This is a genomic window from Micromonospora chersina (assembly GCF_900091475.1).
GTDB lineage: Bacteria > Actinomycetota > Actinomycetes > Mycobacteriales > Micromonosporaceae > Micromonospora > Micromonospora chersina.
The window spans coordinates 2,876,578-2,891,670 of the sequence record NZ_FMIB01000002.1; the positions used below are offsets into that span (position 1 = coordinate 2,876,578).

At 73.5% G+C, this 15,093-nt stretch carries 11 protein-coding genes; 6 read left to right on the forward strand and 5 right to left on the reverse strand.

Annotated elements, in window-relative coordinates; translation table 11 throughout:
* Nucleotides 1–12 precede the first annotated feature (12 nt).
* From GA0070603_RS13045 to GA0070603_RS13055, 3 genes are all read left to right on the forward strand, one after another.
* A complete protein-coding gene (locus GA0070603_RS13045) occupies nt 13–1,632 on the forward strand; it encodes an MDR family MFS transporter (protein WP_091312465.1) in 1,620 nt (539 codons plus the stop codon).
* A 4-nt stretch (nt 1,633–1,636) separates the two neighbouring features.
* The gene (locus GA0070603_RS13050; protein ID WP_091312469.1) at nt 1,637–2,125 is read left to right on the forward strand and encodes a universal stress protein; all 489 of its coding nucleotides are present in this window, start codon (nt 1,637–1,639) and stop codon (nt 2,123–2,125) included.
* A gap of 64 nt (nt 2,126–2,189) precedes the next feature.
* Nucleotides 2,190–2,720, forward strand: coding sequence for a DinB family protein (locus GA0070603_RS13055; RefSeq protein ID WP_091312472.1), 531 nt, complete (start codon nt 2,190–2,192; stop codon nt 2,718–2,720).
* A gap of 61 nt (nt 2,721–2,781) precedes the next feature.
* On the opposite strand, the gene GA0070603_RS13060 is transcribed toward GA0070603_RS13055, so the two are convergent.
* The 3 genes from GA0070603_RS13060 to GA0070603_RS13070 all read right to left on the reverse strand — a co-directional run bounded on the left by GA0070603_RS13060 (nt 2,782) and on the right by GA0070603_RS13070 (nt 7,493).
* A complete protein-coding gene (locus GA0070603_RS13060; protein WP_091312475.1) occupies nt 2,782–3,402 on the reverse strand; it encodes an HAD-IA family hydrolase in 621 nt (206 codons plus the stop codon).
* A complete protein-coding gene (smc, locus tag GA0070603_RS13065) occupies nt 3,399–6,998 on the reverse strand; it encodes a chromosome segregation protein SMC (protein ID WP_091312478.1) in 3,600 nt (1,199 codons plus the stop codon). Before smc ends, GA0070603_RS13060 begins: the two co-directional genes overlap by 4 nt.
* A 300-nt stretch (nt 6,999–7,298) precedes the next feature.
* Nucleotides 7,299–7,493 (reverse strand): hypothetical protein, encoded by a 195-nt coding sequence (locus GA0070603_RS13070; protein ID WP_007456482.1) that lies wholly within the window; start codon nt 7,491–7,493, stop codon nt 7,299–7,301.
* Nucleotides 7,494–7,866: 373 nt separating this feature from the next.
* On the opposite strand from GA0070603_RS13070, the gene GA0070603_RS13075 reads away from it, so the two are divergent.
* The 3 genes from GA0070603_RS13075 (at nt 7,867) to GA0070603_RS13085 (ending at nt 10,819) form a co-directional block, all read left to right on the forward strand.
* Nucleotides 7,867–9,312 (forward strand): CAP domain-containing protein, encoded by a 1,446-nt coding sequence (locus GA0070603_RS13075; protein WP_208862871.1) that lies wholly within the window; start codon nt 7,867–7,869, stop codon nt 9,310–9,312.
* Between the two features lie 148 nt (nt 9,313–9,460).
* Entirely contained in the window at nt 9,461–10,327 is an 867-nt protein-coding gene (locus GA0070603_RS13080; protein ID WP_091321902.1) for an endo alpha-1,4 polygalactosaminidase, read from the forward strand.
* A gap of 162 nt (nt 10,328–10,489) precedes the next feature.
* A complete protein-coding gene (locus tag GA0070603_RS13085) occupies nt 10,490–10,819 on the forward strand; it encodes a nucleoside triphosphate pyrophosphohydrolase family protein (protein WP_091312482.1) in 330 nt (109 codons plus the stop codon).
* Nucleotides 10,820–10,961: 142 nt separating this feature from the next.
* On the opposite strand, the gene GA0070603_RS13090 is transcribed toward GA0070603_RS13085, so the two are convergent.
* Together GA0070603_RS13090 and GA0070603_RS13095 are read right to left on the reverse strand one after the other, a co-directional pair.
* Nucleotides 10,962–12,467: an MFS transporter gene (locus GA0070603_RS13090; protein WP_091312486.1), complete on the reverse strand. Its 1,506-nt coding sequence runs from the start codon at nt 12,465–12,467 to the stop codon at nt 10,962–10,964.
* 172 nt (nt 12,468–12,639) lie between these two features.
* Nucleotides 12,640–14,859 (reverse strand): MMPL family transporter, encoded by a 2,220-nt coding sequence (locus GA0070603_RS13095; RefSeq protein ID WP_091312489.1) that lies wholly within the window; start codon nt 14,857–14,859, stop codon nt 12,640–12,642.
* Nucleotides 14,860–15,093 lie beyond the last annotated feature (234 nt).

The window sequence follows — 15,093 nt, forward strand, 5'->3', positions numbered from 1 at the left end:
AGGCAATCCACGATGACGCAGGCGACAGCGCCCACCCGGGCGACCGCCGTCGACATGTCCCACCGGCAGATCCTGGAGGCGCTCTCCGGCCTGCTGCTGGGCATGTTCGTCGCGATCCTCTCCTCCACGGTCGTCTCGAACGCGCTGCCGCGGATCATCACCGACCTCCACGGCGGCCAGTCCGCGTACACCTGGGTGGTCACCTCGACGCTGCTGGCGACCACCGCGACCACCCCGATCTGGGGCAAGCTCGCCGACCTGACCAGCAAGAAGGTCCTCGTCCAGCTCGCCCTCGGCATCTTCGTGCTGGGCTCGGTGCTGGCCGGGCAGTCACACACCACCGGCGAGCTCATCGCCTGCCGGGTGGTGCAGGGCGTGGGCGCGGGCGGCCTGACCGCCCTGGCCCAGGTGATCATGGCGACGATGATCGCGCCGCGCGAGCGCGGCCGGTACAGCGGCTACCTCGGCGCGGTCATGGCCGTGGGCACCATCGGCGGCCCGCTCATCGGCGGCGTCATCGTCGACACCGACTGGCTCGGCTGGCGCTGGTGCTTCTACGTGGGCGTGCCGTTCGCCGTCCTCGCCCTCGTCGTGCTCCAGAAGACCCTGCACCTGCCGGTGGTCAAGCGCGAGGCGAAGATCGACTGGTGGGGCGCCACCCTCATCACCGCGGCCGTCTCCCTGCTGCTCATCTGGGTCACCCTGGCCGGCGACAAGTACGACTGGATGTCCTGGCAGACCGCCGTCATGGTGGCCGGCGCCGTGCTGCTCGGCGCGCTCGCCCTGCGGGTGGAGAACCGGGCCGCCGAGCCCATGATCCCGCCGCGCCTGTTCCGCAACCGCACCATCACCCTCGCCGTGATCGCCAGCATCGCGGTCGGCGTGGGCATGTTCGGCGCCTCGGTATTCCTGGGCCAGTACTTCCAGATCAGCCGCGGCGAGAGCCCGACCATGTCCGGCCTCATGACCCTGCCGATGATCCTCGGCCTGCTGATCGCCTCCACCGTGGTCGGCCGGATCATCACCAACACCGGCCGCTGGAAGCGGTACCTGGTGGCCGGCTCGGTGCTGCTCACCGCCGGCTTCGCGCTGATGGGCACCATGCGGGCGGACACCCCGTACTGGCGGCTCGCCGTGTTCATGGCGCTGATCGGCCTCGGCCTGGGCATGACCATGCAGAACCTGGTCCTCGCCGTGCAGAACACCGTCGGTCCGCACGAGCTCGGCGCCGCCAGCTCCGTGGTGGCGTTCTTCCGCAGCCTCGGCGGCGCCATCGGCGTGAGCGCGCTCGGCGCGATCCTCGGCCACAAGGTCAAGGACTATCTCGCCGAGGGACTCGCCGGACTCGGCATCCCCGCCTCCAGCTCCGGCAGCGGCGGTAGCCTGCCCAACGTGCACACCCTGCCCGCACCGATCCGCGCGGTCGTCGAGGCCGCGTACGGGCACGGCGCCGGGGACATCTTCCTGGCCGCCGCCCCGTTCGGGCTGATCGCGCTCATCGCGGTGGTGTTCATCAAGGAGGTGCCGCTGCGCCGGACCAACGGCGACGCGGTCTCCGCCGAGGTCGAGCGCGAGTCGACAGTCGCGGCCGGCGCCGGCGCCCCGGTGGTACGCACCGGCGGGCGGGACTGACCCGATGGACGCACCCGAGCGCGAGAGGTACGGCCCGGAGGCCCGGCCGCTGCCGTTCGAGCGCGGCACGGACGGGCCCCGGGTGGTACTGGTCGGCGTCGACGGCAGCCGCACCTCGCTGCGCGCCGCCTCGTACGCCGCCGGGCTGGCCCGCCGGCAGGGCTCCGGGCTGGTGGTGGTCTTCGTCAGCTCGCCCGCCCCGTACGCGGGCATCATGTCCGGAGTGGTGGCCGGGGCGGTCCAGCAGACCCACGACGAGCTGGCCGCCGAGCTGCGCGAGGAGTGCCGGCGCGGCGCCGAGGAGCTGGGCCTGCCGGTGACCTTCCTGTGCCGGCGCGGCGACGCGTACGCCGAGCTGTGCAAGGCGGCCGACGAGCACCGCGCGGACCTCGTGGTGGTCGGGTCGTCCGAGCAGGCCGGCCACAAGCTGGTCGGCTCGGTCGCCACCCGGCTGGTCCGCACCGGCCGCTGGCCGGTCGTGGTGGTGCCCTGAGCGCAAGGAAGGGCCCCCTGTTAACGCCTGGCGTTGTACAGGGGGCCCTTCCTAACATCGCGGGATGACCTGGAGAGCACCCGAGATCGACCGCAGCCACGAGCCCTACGTCGGTGACGAGCGCACCATGCTGGAAGGCTGGCTCGACTACCACCGCGACACCCTGCTCCACAAGTGCGCCGGCCTGACCGCCGAGCAGCTCCGGACGGCGAGCGTCGAGCCGTCCACCCTGACCCTGCTCGGGCTGGTCCGCCACATGGCCGACGTGGAGCGCTGGTGGTTCCGGATCCGCGCCGCCGGTGAGGACATCCCCGGCCTCTACGACGGCGACGAGGACCCGGACGCGGATTTGAACGCGATCGCCGACGCCGACCCGGCGGAGGCGTTCGCCACCCTCCGCGCCGAGATCGAGGCGGCCCGGAAGGCCGCCGCCGGCCTGTCGCTGGACCACACCTTCCGGCGCCCCCGTCGCGACGGCACCGCCGACGAGATGAGCCTCCGCTGGGTCTACGTGCACATGATCGAGGAGTACGCCCGACACAACGGCCACGCCGACCTGATCCGCGAGCGCATCGACGGCGTCACCGGCGACTGACCCTCCCCGGCACGGCGAGGTGGCGGCGTCCCGGCCGACCGGAACCCGCCACCCGGCCGGCTCAGTACGCCAGCGCCGCGCGCAGGTAGCGCAGGTCCGCGGGCCCGCTCCAGCGGTGCGCGGAGAGCCCGGCCACCCGGGCGCCGGCCACCGCACGGTCCTCGTCGTCGACGAACAGCACCCGCGCCGGCGGGGTCCCGAGCGCCTCGCAGGCCGCCTGGAAGTACTCCTTCGCCGGCTTGTGCACCCCGATCACCGAGGAGTTGACCACCACGTCCAGCTCGTCGGTGAGGTCCAGCGCGGCCAGGTCGGCGTCGAGCACGTCGGTGGCGTTGGTGCCCAGCCCGACCCGGACACCGGCCGACCGGACCTCCCGGATGAAGGCGAGCACGTCGGGGTCGACCTCGCCGCGGTAGCGCTGCCACGCGTCCACCGCGGCCCGGGCCCGGCCCGCGTCGCCGACCGAGGGGGTGAGCGCCTCGGCCACGCTGTTCATCCACTCGGCGTGACTCACCTTGCCGGTGAGCACCGGCTGGAGCAGCCCCCAGGACATGGCGATCTCGCCGAGGACACCCTCGGTCAGCCCGTACTCCCGCTCGACCCGGGCGGCCACCGCCGGATCCCAGCGGCGCAGCACGCCGTCGAAGTCCACCAGGAGCGCCGTGGCGCGTTCCCGACTCACTCGCTGTTCCCCTGCCCCTCGTCGTCGGCCCGGTTGAGCCGCTGGCTGATCACCTGGGTGACGCCGCTGCGCATGGTCACGCCGTAGAGCGCGTCGGCGATCTCCATGGTCCGCTTCTGGTGGGTGATCACGATGAGCTGGCTCTTCTCGCGGAGCTGGGCCAGCAGCGTGATCAGGCGACCCAGGTTGACGTCGTCGAGGGCCGCCTCCACCTCGTCCATGATGTAGAACGGGCTGGGCCGGGCGCGGAAGATCGCCACAAGCATGGCCACCGCGGTGAGCGACCGCTCCCCGCCGGAGAGCAGGGAGAGCCGCTTGATCTTCTTGCCGGGTGGCCGGGCCTCGACCTCGACGCCGGTGGTGAGCAGGTCCTCCGGGTCGGTGAGCACCAGCCGCCCCTCGCCGCCGGGGAAGAGCACCGTGAAGACCTGCTCGAACTCCCGCGCGGTGTCCTCGAACGCGCTGGCGAAGACCTCCAGGATCCGGTCGTCGACGTCCTTGACCACGGTGAGCAGGTCCCGGCGGGTGGCCTTGAGGTCCTCCAGCTGCTCGGAGAGGAACTTGAAGCGCTCCTCCAGCGCGGCGAACTCCTCCAGCGCGAGGGGGTTGACCTTGCCGAGCAGGGCCAGCTCCCGCTCCGCCTTGGCGGCCCGCTTCTCCTGCACCGGCCGCTCGTAGCGGACCGGCTCGGGCACCGGCCTGCCGTCCTTCTCCGCGGCGGCGACATCGGCGTCGGTGGGCGGGACGAGCTGGTCCGGGCCGTACTCGGCGATCAGGGTGGCCACGTCGAGGCCGAAGTCCTCGGCCGCCTTCGCCTCCAGCTGCTCGATGCGCAGCCGCTGCTCGGCGCGGGCCACCTCGTCCCGGTGCACCTGGCTGGTCAGCCGCTCCAGCTCGGCGCCGAGCCGCTTGGCCGCGCCGCGTACCTCGGACAGCTCGGCCTCGCGGGCGGCGCGCTCGCGGGCGACGGCGTCGCGGTGCTCCTCGGCCCGGGCGATCGAGACGGTGAGCCGGGTGAGCGCCTCGCGGGCGCCGCCGACCACGGCCCGGGCGATCTCGGCGCCGCGGGTGCGGGCCGCGCGCCGGGCGGCCGCGCGCTCCCGCGCGGCCCGCTCGGCGGTCGCCTGCCGGGCGAGGGAGTCGGCCCGGCCGGCGATCGAGGAGACCCGCTCCTCGGCGGTACGCACGGCGAGCCGGACCTCCATCTCGTTCTGCCGGGCCTGCGGCACCATGGCGGCGAGCTGGTCGCGTTCCTCGGTGGACGGTTCGGCGTCCAGCGGGGTGGCCTCGGCCAGCCGGAGCCGCTCCTCCAGCTCGGCGAGGGCCTGGAGGTCGCGTTCCCGGGCCGCCTCGGCGCGGGAACGAGACTCGCCGAGCCGGTCGGTCTCCGCCTTGGCCGAGCGGGCGGCCGCGCCCAGCTCGGCGAGGCGGCGGGCGGCGGCGTTGCGGTGGCTCTCGGCCTCCCGCTTGGCGGCGGCGGCGTGCTGCACGGCCTCCTTGGCGGCGGCCACCTCGGCGCGTGCCTCGATGAGCTGCTCGCGCAGCTCGGCGCTGGTCCGCTCGGCGGTGGCCCGGTTGGCCCGCGCCTCCTCGACGGCCGCCTGCACCTCGATGTAGCTGGGCGCCTTGGCCGACCCGCCGGCCGCCGCGTACGCCCCCACCACGTCCCCGTCAGGGGTGACCGCGCGCAGCTCCGGGTTGCCGGCGACCAGCTCAGCCGCGGCGGCGAGGTCGTCGACGAGCGCCACGTCGCGCAGCGCCCGGTGCACGGCCGGGCGCAGCTCGGCGGAGCACTCCACCAGGTCGGGGGCCCAGCGGGCGCCCTCGGGCAGCTTCGGGCGCAGCGCGTCGGCGGAGCCGGCCATGCCGGGGCCGGCGGGGCTGCCGACAAGCAGCCCGGCGCGGCCGGCGTCGGAGATCTTGAGCAGCCGCATGGCCTCGACGGCCTCGTCCACCCCGCTGACCGCGACGGCGTCGGCGAGCCCGCCGAGCGCGGCGGCGAGCGCCGCCTCGTTGCCCGGTGCGACGGTGAGCAGGCCGGAGAGGCTGCCGAGCAGGCCGGGCACCTGGTCGGCGCGGGCCAGCAGGGCGCCCGCGCCGTCCTTGCGGCGCAGGCCGAGGGCGAGCGCCTCCTCGCGGGCCTTCCAGGTGGCGGCGTCCTTCTCGGCGGCCCGCTCGGCGTCGGCGAGGCTGCGCACGGCGGCCTGGGCTTGCTCGTGCACGGCGACCGCCTCGGCGTGCCGGGCGTCCAGGTCGGCGTTGTCCCGGTCGGCCTCGGTGGACTGCTCCGCGACGGCGTCCAGTTCGGCCTGGGCCTTCTCGGCGCGGGTCAGGGCGTCGGTGTGCGCGGCGGCGAGGCGTTCGATCTCCTCGCCCGCGCTGGTGGTGCGGGCCCGGGCGGAGTTGACCTGGCCGGTCAGCCGGGCCAGCCCCTCCCGCCGGTCGGCGATGGCCTTGGCCGCGGCGACCAGTTCGCGTTCGGCGGCGGCGAGCTGCCGTTCCAGCTCCTGCCGGTGCTCGACCGCCTCGGCGAGCCGGACCTGGTCCTCGGTGAGCGCCGCGCGCAGCTCCTCCTCCTGCTCGCGGACCCGCCGGGACTCGGCCTCCAGCTGGTCCGGGTCGCGGCCGGGGCGCTCGTCGTCGCCGGTGGCGCTGAGATGCCGGAGCCGTTCCCGGGCGAGCTGCTCGATGGAGCGGAACCGCTCCTGGAGCGCGGAGAGCTTGTACCAGGTGTCCTGCGCCGCGGCGAGCAGCGGGGCGTCCTCGGCCAGCGCGGCCTCCAGCTCGCCGAGCCGGGCCTGCACCTCGCCGTGCTCGCCCTCGATCTGCTCGCGCCGCTCGCGCAGCGCGGTCTCGTCGGCGATCTCCCGGTCCAGCGTGGTGCGCAGGGTGTGCAGGTCGTCGGCGAGCAGCCGCAGCCGGGCGTCGCGCAGGTTGGCCTGGATGGCGGCGGCCCGGCGGGCCACCTCGGCCTGCCGGCCCAGCGGCTTGAGCTGGCGGCGCAGCTCGGCCGTGAGGTCGGTGAGCCGGTTGAGGTTGGTCTGCATCGCGTCGAGCTTCCGCAGCGCCTTCTCCTTGCGCTTGCGGTGCTTGAGGACGCCGGCCGCCTCCTCGATGAACGCCCGCCGGTCCTCCGGCTTGGCGTGCAGCATGCCGTCGAGCCGGCCCTGCCCGACGATGATGTGCATCTCCCGGCCGATGCCGGAGTCCGAGAGCAGCTCCTGGATGTCCAGCAGCCGGCAGGAGTCGCCGTTGATCTCGTACTCGCTCTCGCCGGAGCGGAACATCCGGCGGGTGATGGAGACCTCGGTGTACTCGATCGGCAGCGCGCCGTCGGTGTTGTCGATGGTGAGGGTGACCTCGGCCCGGCCGAGCGGCGCCCGGCCGGCGGTGCCGGCGAAGATGACGTCCTCCATCTTGCCGCCGCGCAGCGCCTTGGCGCCCTGCTCGCCGAGCACCCAGGCGATGGCGTCGACGACGTTGGACTTGCCGGAGCCGTTCGGGCCGACCACGCAGGTGATCCCGGGCTCCAGCTTCAGCGTCGTCGCGGAGGCGAAGGACTTGAAGCCCTTCACCGTCAGGCTCTTGAGATGCACCTTCTCGATCCTCGTCCGGTGGCCGCCGTACCGTCGCCGGCTGCGCGGACCTGGTGAACCCGCAGACTAACCCGCGGGCGGGGAGAGCCTGGTACGCGACCCACCCGGTGCCGGAGCTGTCCGGTTTCCGGCGATGTGGCGTACGCCACGGAAAAGTGCAAGATCAGAATTGCGGGACGCAATTCCGGGAGGCCGTCAAGATCGCGAATTGCCGTCCCGAAAACAAAAAGCTGCGCGCCGGCACTGGGTGTCGGCGCGCGTTTTCTGTGTGGTGCGATTCAGTTTTCCGACAACCGGAGATCAGGTCAGCGCGGGCTCGGCCAGTCGGAGGAGGTCGTCAGCCTCCGCCGCAGCCGCCGCAAGCCGATCGTTGTCGGCGCGCAGACGCGTGATCTCGAACTCCAGTGCCTGAACCCTGGCACGCAGTCGGGTGACCTCGTCGAGCAGACGCCGGTCGGGCGCTGCACCTACGTGGCCGTAGAGGGCCTTCGCCATGCTGACTCCTTGATATGCGCTGCCGGAAAGGCCGGCCAACGCGCGCCCATGATGTTCGCGGCTGCCATCCCCGCGAAATCCGGGCATGGCTGGGCGCGACTGGCGACACCTATATATTGAGCCGAACCCCCCTCCTTCGTCAAGTTCCCGCAGGCCGTAGATCATCTCCACGTCGCCCGGTCCACTTGTCGGGGGGTTGCCACAAGGCGCGGACACGCTCTGTCCGGACGCCTTTACTGTACGCCCGGGAATGTGTGAACGCCTCACCCTTGCCGTCCGGTTCCCCTTAACTCTTTCTTAGCCACGTTGCCGCAGCTCGCGGCCCGCCCGTAGCGTCACTGCGGCCCGCAACCGACCCGTGGAGGGGACAGGCGTGTACCGCTGGACCGACCCGATCGAACCGGATGGCGTTCCCCGACGCCCCGAGCCGCCGACCGACGAGGGACCGGCCTGGCTCACCGACCGGCCCGAGCCGCGGTCGTCGTACCTCTTCGGCGACGAGCCGGAAGAGCCCGGCCCGCGCCCGACCGAGGCGCCCTCGGGCACCTGGCGGGACGACGCACCGGCCACCGCGTGGCGGGACGACCACACCACGGAGCGCACCGGCACCCTCCCCGCCGCCGGTGCCGCCGCGCACGGGTGGGCCGACGCCGGGCGGTACGCCGACGCCGACCGGACCGGGTACTCCCCGGCCGTCGAGCCGACGTACGGCCCGGCGGCCCACCCGGGCGCCCCGGCGTCCCCCTACGAGCCGGCCGCCGGCTGGCACGCCGGGCAGCCGACCGCCGCGTGGCGCCCGGAGGAGCAGCCCGCCGACACCTGGCAGCCCGGGCAGCCGACCGCCGCCTGGCGCCGCGACGAGCAGCCCGCCACCACCTGGCAGCCCGAACAGCCGGCCGCCGCCTGGCAGCGGGAGGAGCAGCCGACCGGCGCCTGGCAGCCGGCCGCCGACGAACAGCCCGCCTGGCGCCCCCAGGAGCAGCCGACCGCCGCCTGGCAGCCGGTCGCCGACGAACGGCCCACGGCCGCCTGGCAGCCGGTCACCGACGACCCGGCGGACGACACCGGCCGGCACCGGCAGCGGCGGCGGCTGCCGCGTCCCCTCCTGATCGGTGGGGCCGCCGCCGCGGCGACCCTCGTGGTGAGCCTCGGCGTGGGCGCCGTGCTGCTGCCCGGCGACGACCAGCGGACCAAACCCACCGCCGCCGACGGCCCGGTGGCCGCCGCCCCGCTGACCTCCGACAGCGCCGGGGCGGACGCCGCCGACGCGCTCGCACCGGAGTCGACAAGCCCCAGCGCCGCGCCGACCACCGTCAAGCCCAGCCCGACGAAGAAGCCGACCCCGACGCCGAGCCGGACCACCGCGCCGTCCCGGCAGCTGCCGCGGGCCACCGCGTCGAGCGGCACGGGCGCCACGACGACCTCGACCAAGGGACTCACCGCCGAGCTGCGGGAGGTCGTCGACCTCGTCAACCAGGAGCGGGCCAAGGCCGGCTGCAAGGCGCTGACCGTCGACGACAAGCTGACGCTCGCCGCCCAGCGGCACAGCCAGGACCAGGCCGACCACAAGACCATGTCGCACGACGGCAGCGACGGCAGCGACGTGGGCGACCGGCTCGACCGGGTCGGGTACGCGTGGCGGTCGTACGGCGAGAACGTGGCCTGGAACCAGCAGAGCCCGGCCGCGGTGATGGACGCGTGGATGAACTCCCCGGGTCACCGGGCGAACATCCTGAACTGCTCGTTCACCGAGATCGGCGTGGGCGTGGCGCGGAGCAACGGGCCGTACTGGACGCAGGACTTCGGCACGCCGCGCTGAGCGGCGCGTCGTGACCGGGTGCGCGCTCGTTGACCGGGTGAGGTACGCCGGGGACGCCTGAGCGTTGCCGGCCCTGTCGCCGGCGCGCCGGGCCACCGGAGACGTACCGGCAGGGGGCGGGGTGCCGCCCGCGACCCGGGAGCTGTCCATGCGGATCCGGCCGGCGTGGGCCATGCTGCCCCGGCCGGTCCGCGTCCGCCGACGTGGGCCGCGCCGGGGCGTTGCGGTGGTGCTGACGGTGCTGCTGCTCGCCCCGGCGCCGGCCTGCCGGGAGCCGATCGTCCCGCCCGGGGCGCCCACCCCGTGGCCGGTCGCGCAGGCCCGCCACTGGCAGTGGCAGTGGCAGCTCACCGGGCCGGTGGACGTCACCGTCGACGCCGACGTCTTCCTGCTCGACGCGGTGCGGACCACCTCCGGCGAGACCGGCGCGCTGCGCGCCCGCCACCGCCGCCTGGTGTGCCAGGTGCGGGTCGGCACGTACGCGGCCACCGACCCGGACGCGAGCCGCTTCCCGGCGGCGGTACGCGGCACGGCGGTGCCCGGACGGCCGGGCAGCCGGTGGCTGGACATCCGCCGGTGGGACTCCCTGGAGCCGGTGCTGGCCGACCGGTTCCGGCTCTGCCGGGGCAAGGGCTTCGGCGCGGTGGCGCTCGACGACGCCGACGGCTACCTGCACCGCTCCGGCTTCCCGCTCACCTTCGACGACCAGTTGGAGTTCAACCGCCGGCTGGCCGAGCTGGCCCGGCGCCTGGACCTCTCCCCCGGGCTCGTCGACGACCTGCCGCAGGTGGCCGCGCTGGCCCCCGACTTCGACTTCGCGGTCAACCAGGAGTGCGTGCGCCGGGGCGGGTGCGACAAGCTGCTCCCCTTCACCGACGCGCACAAGCCGGTCTTCCACGTCGAGTTCAGCGGCGACCCGGCCGACTTCTGCGTCACCACTGTCGGCTACGGCTTCGCCTCGATCCTCAAGGACCGCAAACTCGACGCCTGGCGCGAACCCTGCACGCTCCCCTGAGCAACCGATCAGATCGAACGACGTGCGATGCGTGGCCGCTGCGGTGGTCTCAGGTGCCGCTCCTTGTGCTGCCGGACCATCTCGTCCCACACCTCCTGGGGAAAGTCGATCGCGGTAGGGCGCGGCCGTTGGGGTGGCAGGGCTGGGCCAGACTGGTCCGCCATGGACCTGGATGAGTATCAGCGTGGCGCTCTCCGCACCGCCGCTCCACGTCACAAGAGGAACGAGCTGTTCCACCTGGTGCTCGGGCTGGTCGGCGAATCGGGTGAGCTCGCCGAGAAGTTCAAGAAGTGGGTCCGCGACCTCGACAGCGACGAGTCGCGGATCGACCGGGCCGGCATCGCCAAGGAACTCGGCGACGTGCTCTGGTACGTGGCGGTGCTCGCCGACCACCTCGACCTGTCACTGAACGACATCGCGACGGCGAACCTGGCCAAGCTGGCCAGCCGCCAGGGCCGTGGTGTGCTGGGTGGCAGCGGCGACGACCGCTGAGCCGGTCGGTCGTCGGGCGACGATCTGCGCCTCGTCGGGAGCCGGCGGTAGCCGGGGGACGGAGCGGTGTGCGTACCCCTGAAAACGCGGCACCGCCCCCGGCCTGGACGGGCGGGGGCGGTGCCGGGGGGAGCGGCGGAGGTCAGCCCGGGGCGCCGCCGGTGACCGGGGCCGGGGTGCCGGCGCCGCGCTGCGCCGGGATGCCGGCGTGCTCGGCGCTGAGCGGGGTGGCCAGTTCCTCCAGGGACTTGCCCTCGGCCTTGACGCCGAGGGTCAGCTCCACGAGACCACCGATGATCATGACGGCGGCGCCGATGACGAAGGCGACCACGGTGTCGCCGACCTTGCCGGTGCCGACCAGCTTGGCGAAGAGCAGCGGGCCGGTGATGCCACCGGCGGCCGTGCCGATCGCGTAGAAGAACGCGATGGCCATGGCCCGGGTCTCCATGGGGAAGATCTCGCTGACCGTCAGGTACGCGGCGCTGGCGCCGGCGGAGGCCAAGAAGAGCACCGCGCACCAGCAGGCGGTCATGGTCACCGCGTTGAGCACGCCCGAGTGGAACAGCCAGGCGGTGCCGAGCAGCAGGATGCCCGAGCCGATGTACGAGCCGGCGATCATCGGGACCCGGCCGACGGTGTCGAAGAGCCGGCCCAGCAGCAGCGGGCCGAGCAGGTTGCCGACCGCGATCACCGCGAAGTAGTAGCCGCTGTTGCCCGGCGGGACGTCGAAGAACGTCTGGAGGATCTGGGCGAAGCCGAAGGTGATCGCGTTGTAGAGGAACGCCTGGCCGATGAAGAGCGAGAAGCCCAGCGTGGCGCGCTTCGGGTAGCGGGCGAACAGCGTCTTCGCGATCTCCAGGAAGTTGGTGCTCTTCCGCTGCTTGATCTCGATCCAGTTGTCCGCCTCGGTGAGGTCCCTGCCGGTCTCCCGCTTCACCTCGGCCTCGACCGAGTCGACGAGATGGTTCGCCTCGTCGGCGCGGCCGTGGATGAACAACCAGCGTGGGCTCTCCGGGACGTGCCGGCGGACCAGCAGGATCACCACGCCGAGCAGGGCGCCCAGGCCGAACGCCACACGCCAGCCGAGGTTGGTGGGCAGGCCGTTGAGCAGCGGCACGGTCAGCAGCGCGCCGAGCGCCGCGCCGAGCCAGAAGGTGCCGTTGATGATGATGTCGATGCGGCCGCGGTGCCGCGCCGGGATCAGCTCGTCGATGGCCGAGTTGATGGCTGCGTACTCGCCGCCGATGCCCATGCCGGTGAGGAACCGGAACAGGAAGAACCACCAGGTGTCGAAGGACAGCGCGGTCAGCGCGGTGGCCACCAGGTAGAGCCCGAGGGTCAGCAGGAACAGCTTCTTGCGCCCGAACCGGTCGGTGAGCCAGCCGAAGAAGAGCGCGCCCGTGCAGGCGCCGGCCACGTAGAGCGCGGCGGCCAGGCCGGTGACCTGGCTCTGGGTGATGCTCAGGCCGCTGCCCGGCTCGGCGAGCTTGCCGGACAGGTTGCCGACGATTGTCACCTCGAGGCCGTCGAGGATCCACACCGTGCCGAGGCCGATCACGATCATCCAGTGCCAGCGGGACCAGGGCAGCCGGTCGAGGCGGGCCGGGACGTTGGTCCGTACGGTGCCGGTCCGCACGTCGGTGCTCATGACGCGCTCCGGAGGGCTGCGGGGGCCGGGGCGCGACGACGGGCCGCCGGCGTGAGCTGTTCGTCCATGGCGGCCCAGATGCCCCGCCGTCACGGCCGTTAATCCTGCCGTGACACCTCCGTCACAGGACGAAGGGCGGACCGGACCGGCCCGCCCTCCCCCGTCCCGTGAATCAGCGTGCGCCGACCAGCTCCGGGGCCGGCGCGGGCGGCTCGGCCGGCGGGGTCGCCGCCCGGCCGCGCAGGAACCGCGGCGCCCACCAGTTCGCGTCGCCCAGCAGGGTCATCAGCGAGGGCAGCACCACCGCCCGGATGATCGTGGCGTCGAGCAGGATGGCCGCGGCCAGCCCGATGCCGAGCTGCTTGAAGTCGATGGTGCTCAGCGTCGCGAAGATCGAGAAGACCCCGACCATGACGATCGCCGCGCTGGTCACCACGCCCGCCGAGGAGGTGATCCCGTACGCCACCGCGTCCTTGTTCGACATCCCCTGGCGGATCCCCTCGCGGATCCGGCTGACCACGAAGACGTGGTAGTCCATGGAGAGCCCGAACAGCACCACGAAGAGGAACAACGGCAGCCAGGTGACGATCGCGTCCATCGAGGTGAAGCCGAGCAGCCCCTCCGCCCAGCTGCCCTGGAAGACCAGCACGAGCAGGCCGTACGCGGCCCCGGCGGAGAGCAGGTTCAGCAGGATCGAGGTGAGCGCCACCACCACCGACCGGAACGTCCAGGCCATCACGAGGAAGGTCAGCGCCAGCACGAAGGCCGCCACCACGGGCAGCTTCGCCCAGATGTGGTCCGCGTAGTCCTCGCTGGCCGCCACGCCGCCGCCGACCGCGTACTCGACGCCGGGGATGCCGCCGAGCGCGGCCGGGACGAGGTCCTGGCGCAGCTCGTGCAGGGACCGGGACGCCTCGTCGGTGCGGCTGGCGTACGGCGTGGCGACCTCCAGCACCGACACCCGCCGGTCCGCCGACACCTTGATCTTCGGGCCGTCCCCCTCGGCCGGCGCGAAGAGCGGGTCGGCGGCGGCGCGGTCGGCCAGCCCGGTCAGCGCTGCCTTCACCCGGTCGGCCTGCTCGGCCGGGGCCTTCACCGCCACCGTGTGGCTGGTGCCGTTGCTCGGGAAGGCAGCGGTGAGGCGGTCGTACGCCTGCATGGCCGCCGTGGTGCGCGGCACGTCCTCCATGCCGGGAAACTTCAGCTTCATGCCCAGCGCCGGGGCGGCCAGGGCGAGCAGCAGCCCGACCGAGACCACCAGGGTGGCCAGCGGGGCGCGCAGCGCGGGCTTCAGCACGGCCGGCCAGAACCGGGGCCCGGCCGGCTGGCCGTGCCGCCCGGCGCGCGGGGCGGTGAGCCGCCACAGCAGCGGCACCCGGGGCCGGTCGACCCAGCGGCCCAGCTTGGCCAGGAGCGCCGGCAGCACGGTCAGCGAGCCGATCACGGCGACCGCGACCACGAGGATCGAGCCGACGGCGAGCGACGAGAAGATGGCGTCCTGGGCGAGCAGCAGCCCGGCCATCGAGATGATCACGGCGGTGCCGGAGACCACCACGGCGTGCCCGGAGGTCTCCGCCGCGATCTCCACGGCGTCGAGGCCGGAGCGGCCCTTGGCCCGCTCCTCGCGTTCCCGGCGGACGTAGAAGAGCGAGTAGTCCACGCCGACCGCCATGCCGATCAGCAGGATCACGCTGGCCGTGGTGTCGGTGGCCGGCACCAGGTGCGAGGCGAGGGTGGAGAGCCCCATGGCCGCGGCCACCGAGGACAGCGCGAGCAGCACCGGCACGCCGGCCGCGATAAGCGCGCCGAACGCGATGATCAGGATGGCCAGGGTGACCGGCAGGCTGAGCAGCTCGGCCCGCTTGAAGTCCTTGCCGAGGGTGTCGTCGAGCGCCTTGCCGATCGACGGCCCGCCGACCTGCTCGACGCGCAGCGCCGGGTGCGCCTCCTGGACCTTCGCGGTGGTGTCGCGCAGCGGCTGCACCCGGTCCGAGGCGGTCTCCGGGTCGCCGGACATGGTGATCGGCACCAGCAGCGCGTTGCCGTCCCGGGACGGCATCGGCGCGCCCACCGAGGTCACCCCGTCGACCTGGCGCAGCCGGGCCGTCGCGTCGTCGGCGGCGGCCTTCGCGGCGGCCTGATCGAGCGTGCCCGCGCGGGGAGTGATGAGCACGTTCTCCGTGGCCGGCTCGTGGAAGCCGCCACTGTCGACGATCAACTGCGCCCGCCCGAACTCGCCGATCGCCTGGTCGTCGTCGGTCGCCTCGTTCAGGCCGGCGGCGTTGCCGCCCACGAAGCACACCGCCACGAACACCACCCAGAGCGCGATGGCCCGCCACGGATGCTCCGCACTCCACCGTGCCAGCCGCACGGTCACCGGTCGCCTGCCCATACCTGGGATCCCCCTCCAGACGTCGGCCCAGTGCCGACGTCTGCTGACGCTAGGGAGTGGGGCGGGCCCGGACATCGGGGAAGGGCCCCCGCTCGTCCCCCATCCGGCCGGCTCCGGCCGGGCGGCCGGAATCGGGTCGGCTAACCGGACAGAAAGGACTTTTCAGGGTACGACCGGGGGACCCACCGGGCGGCGTCCGGTGCGGCACACCGGCGCAACCCCGAGCCCGCTCGG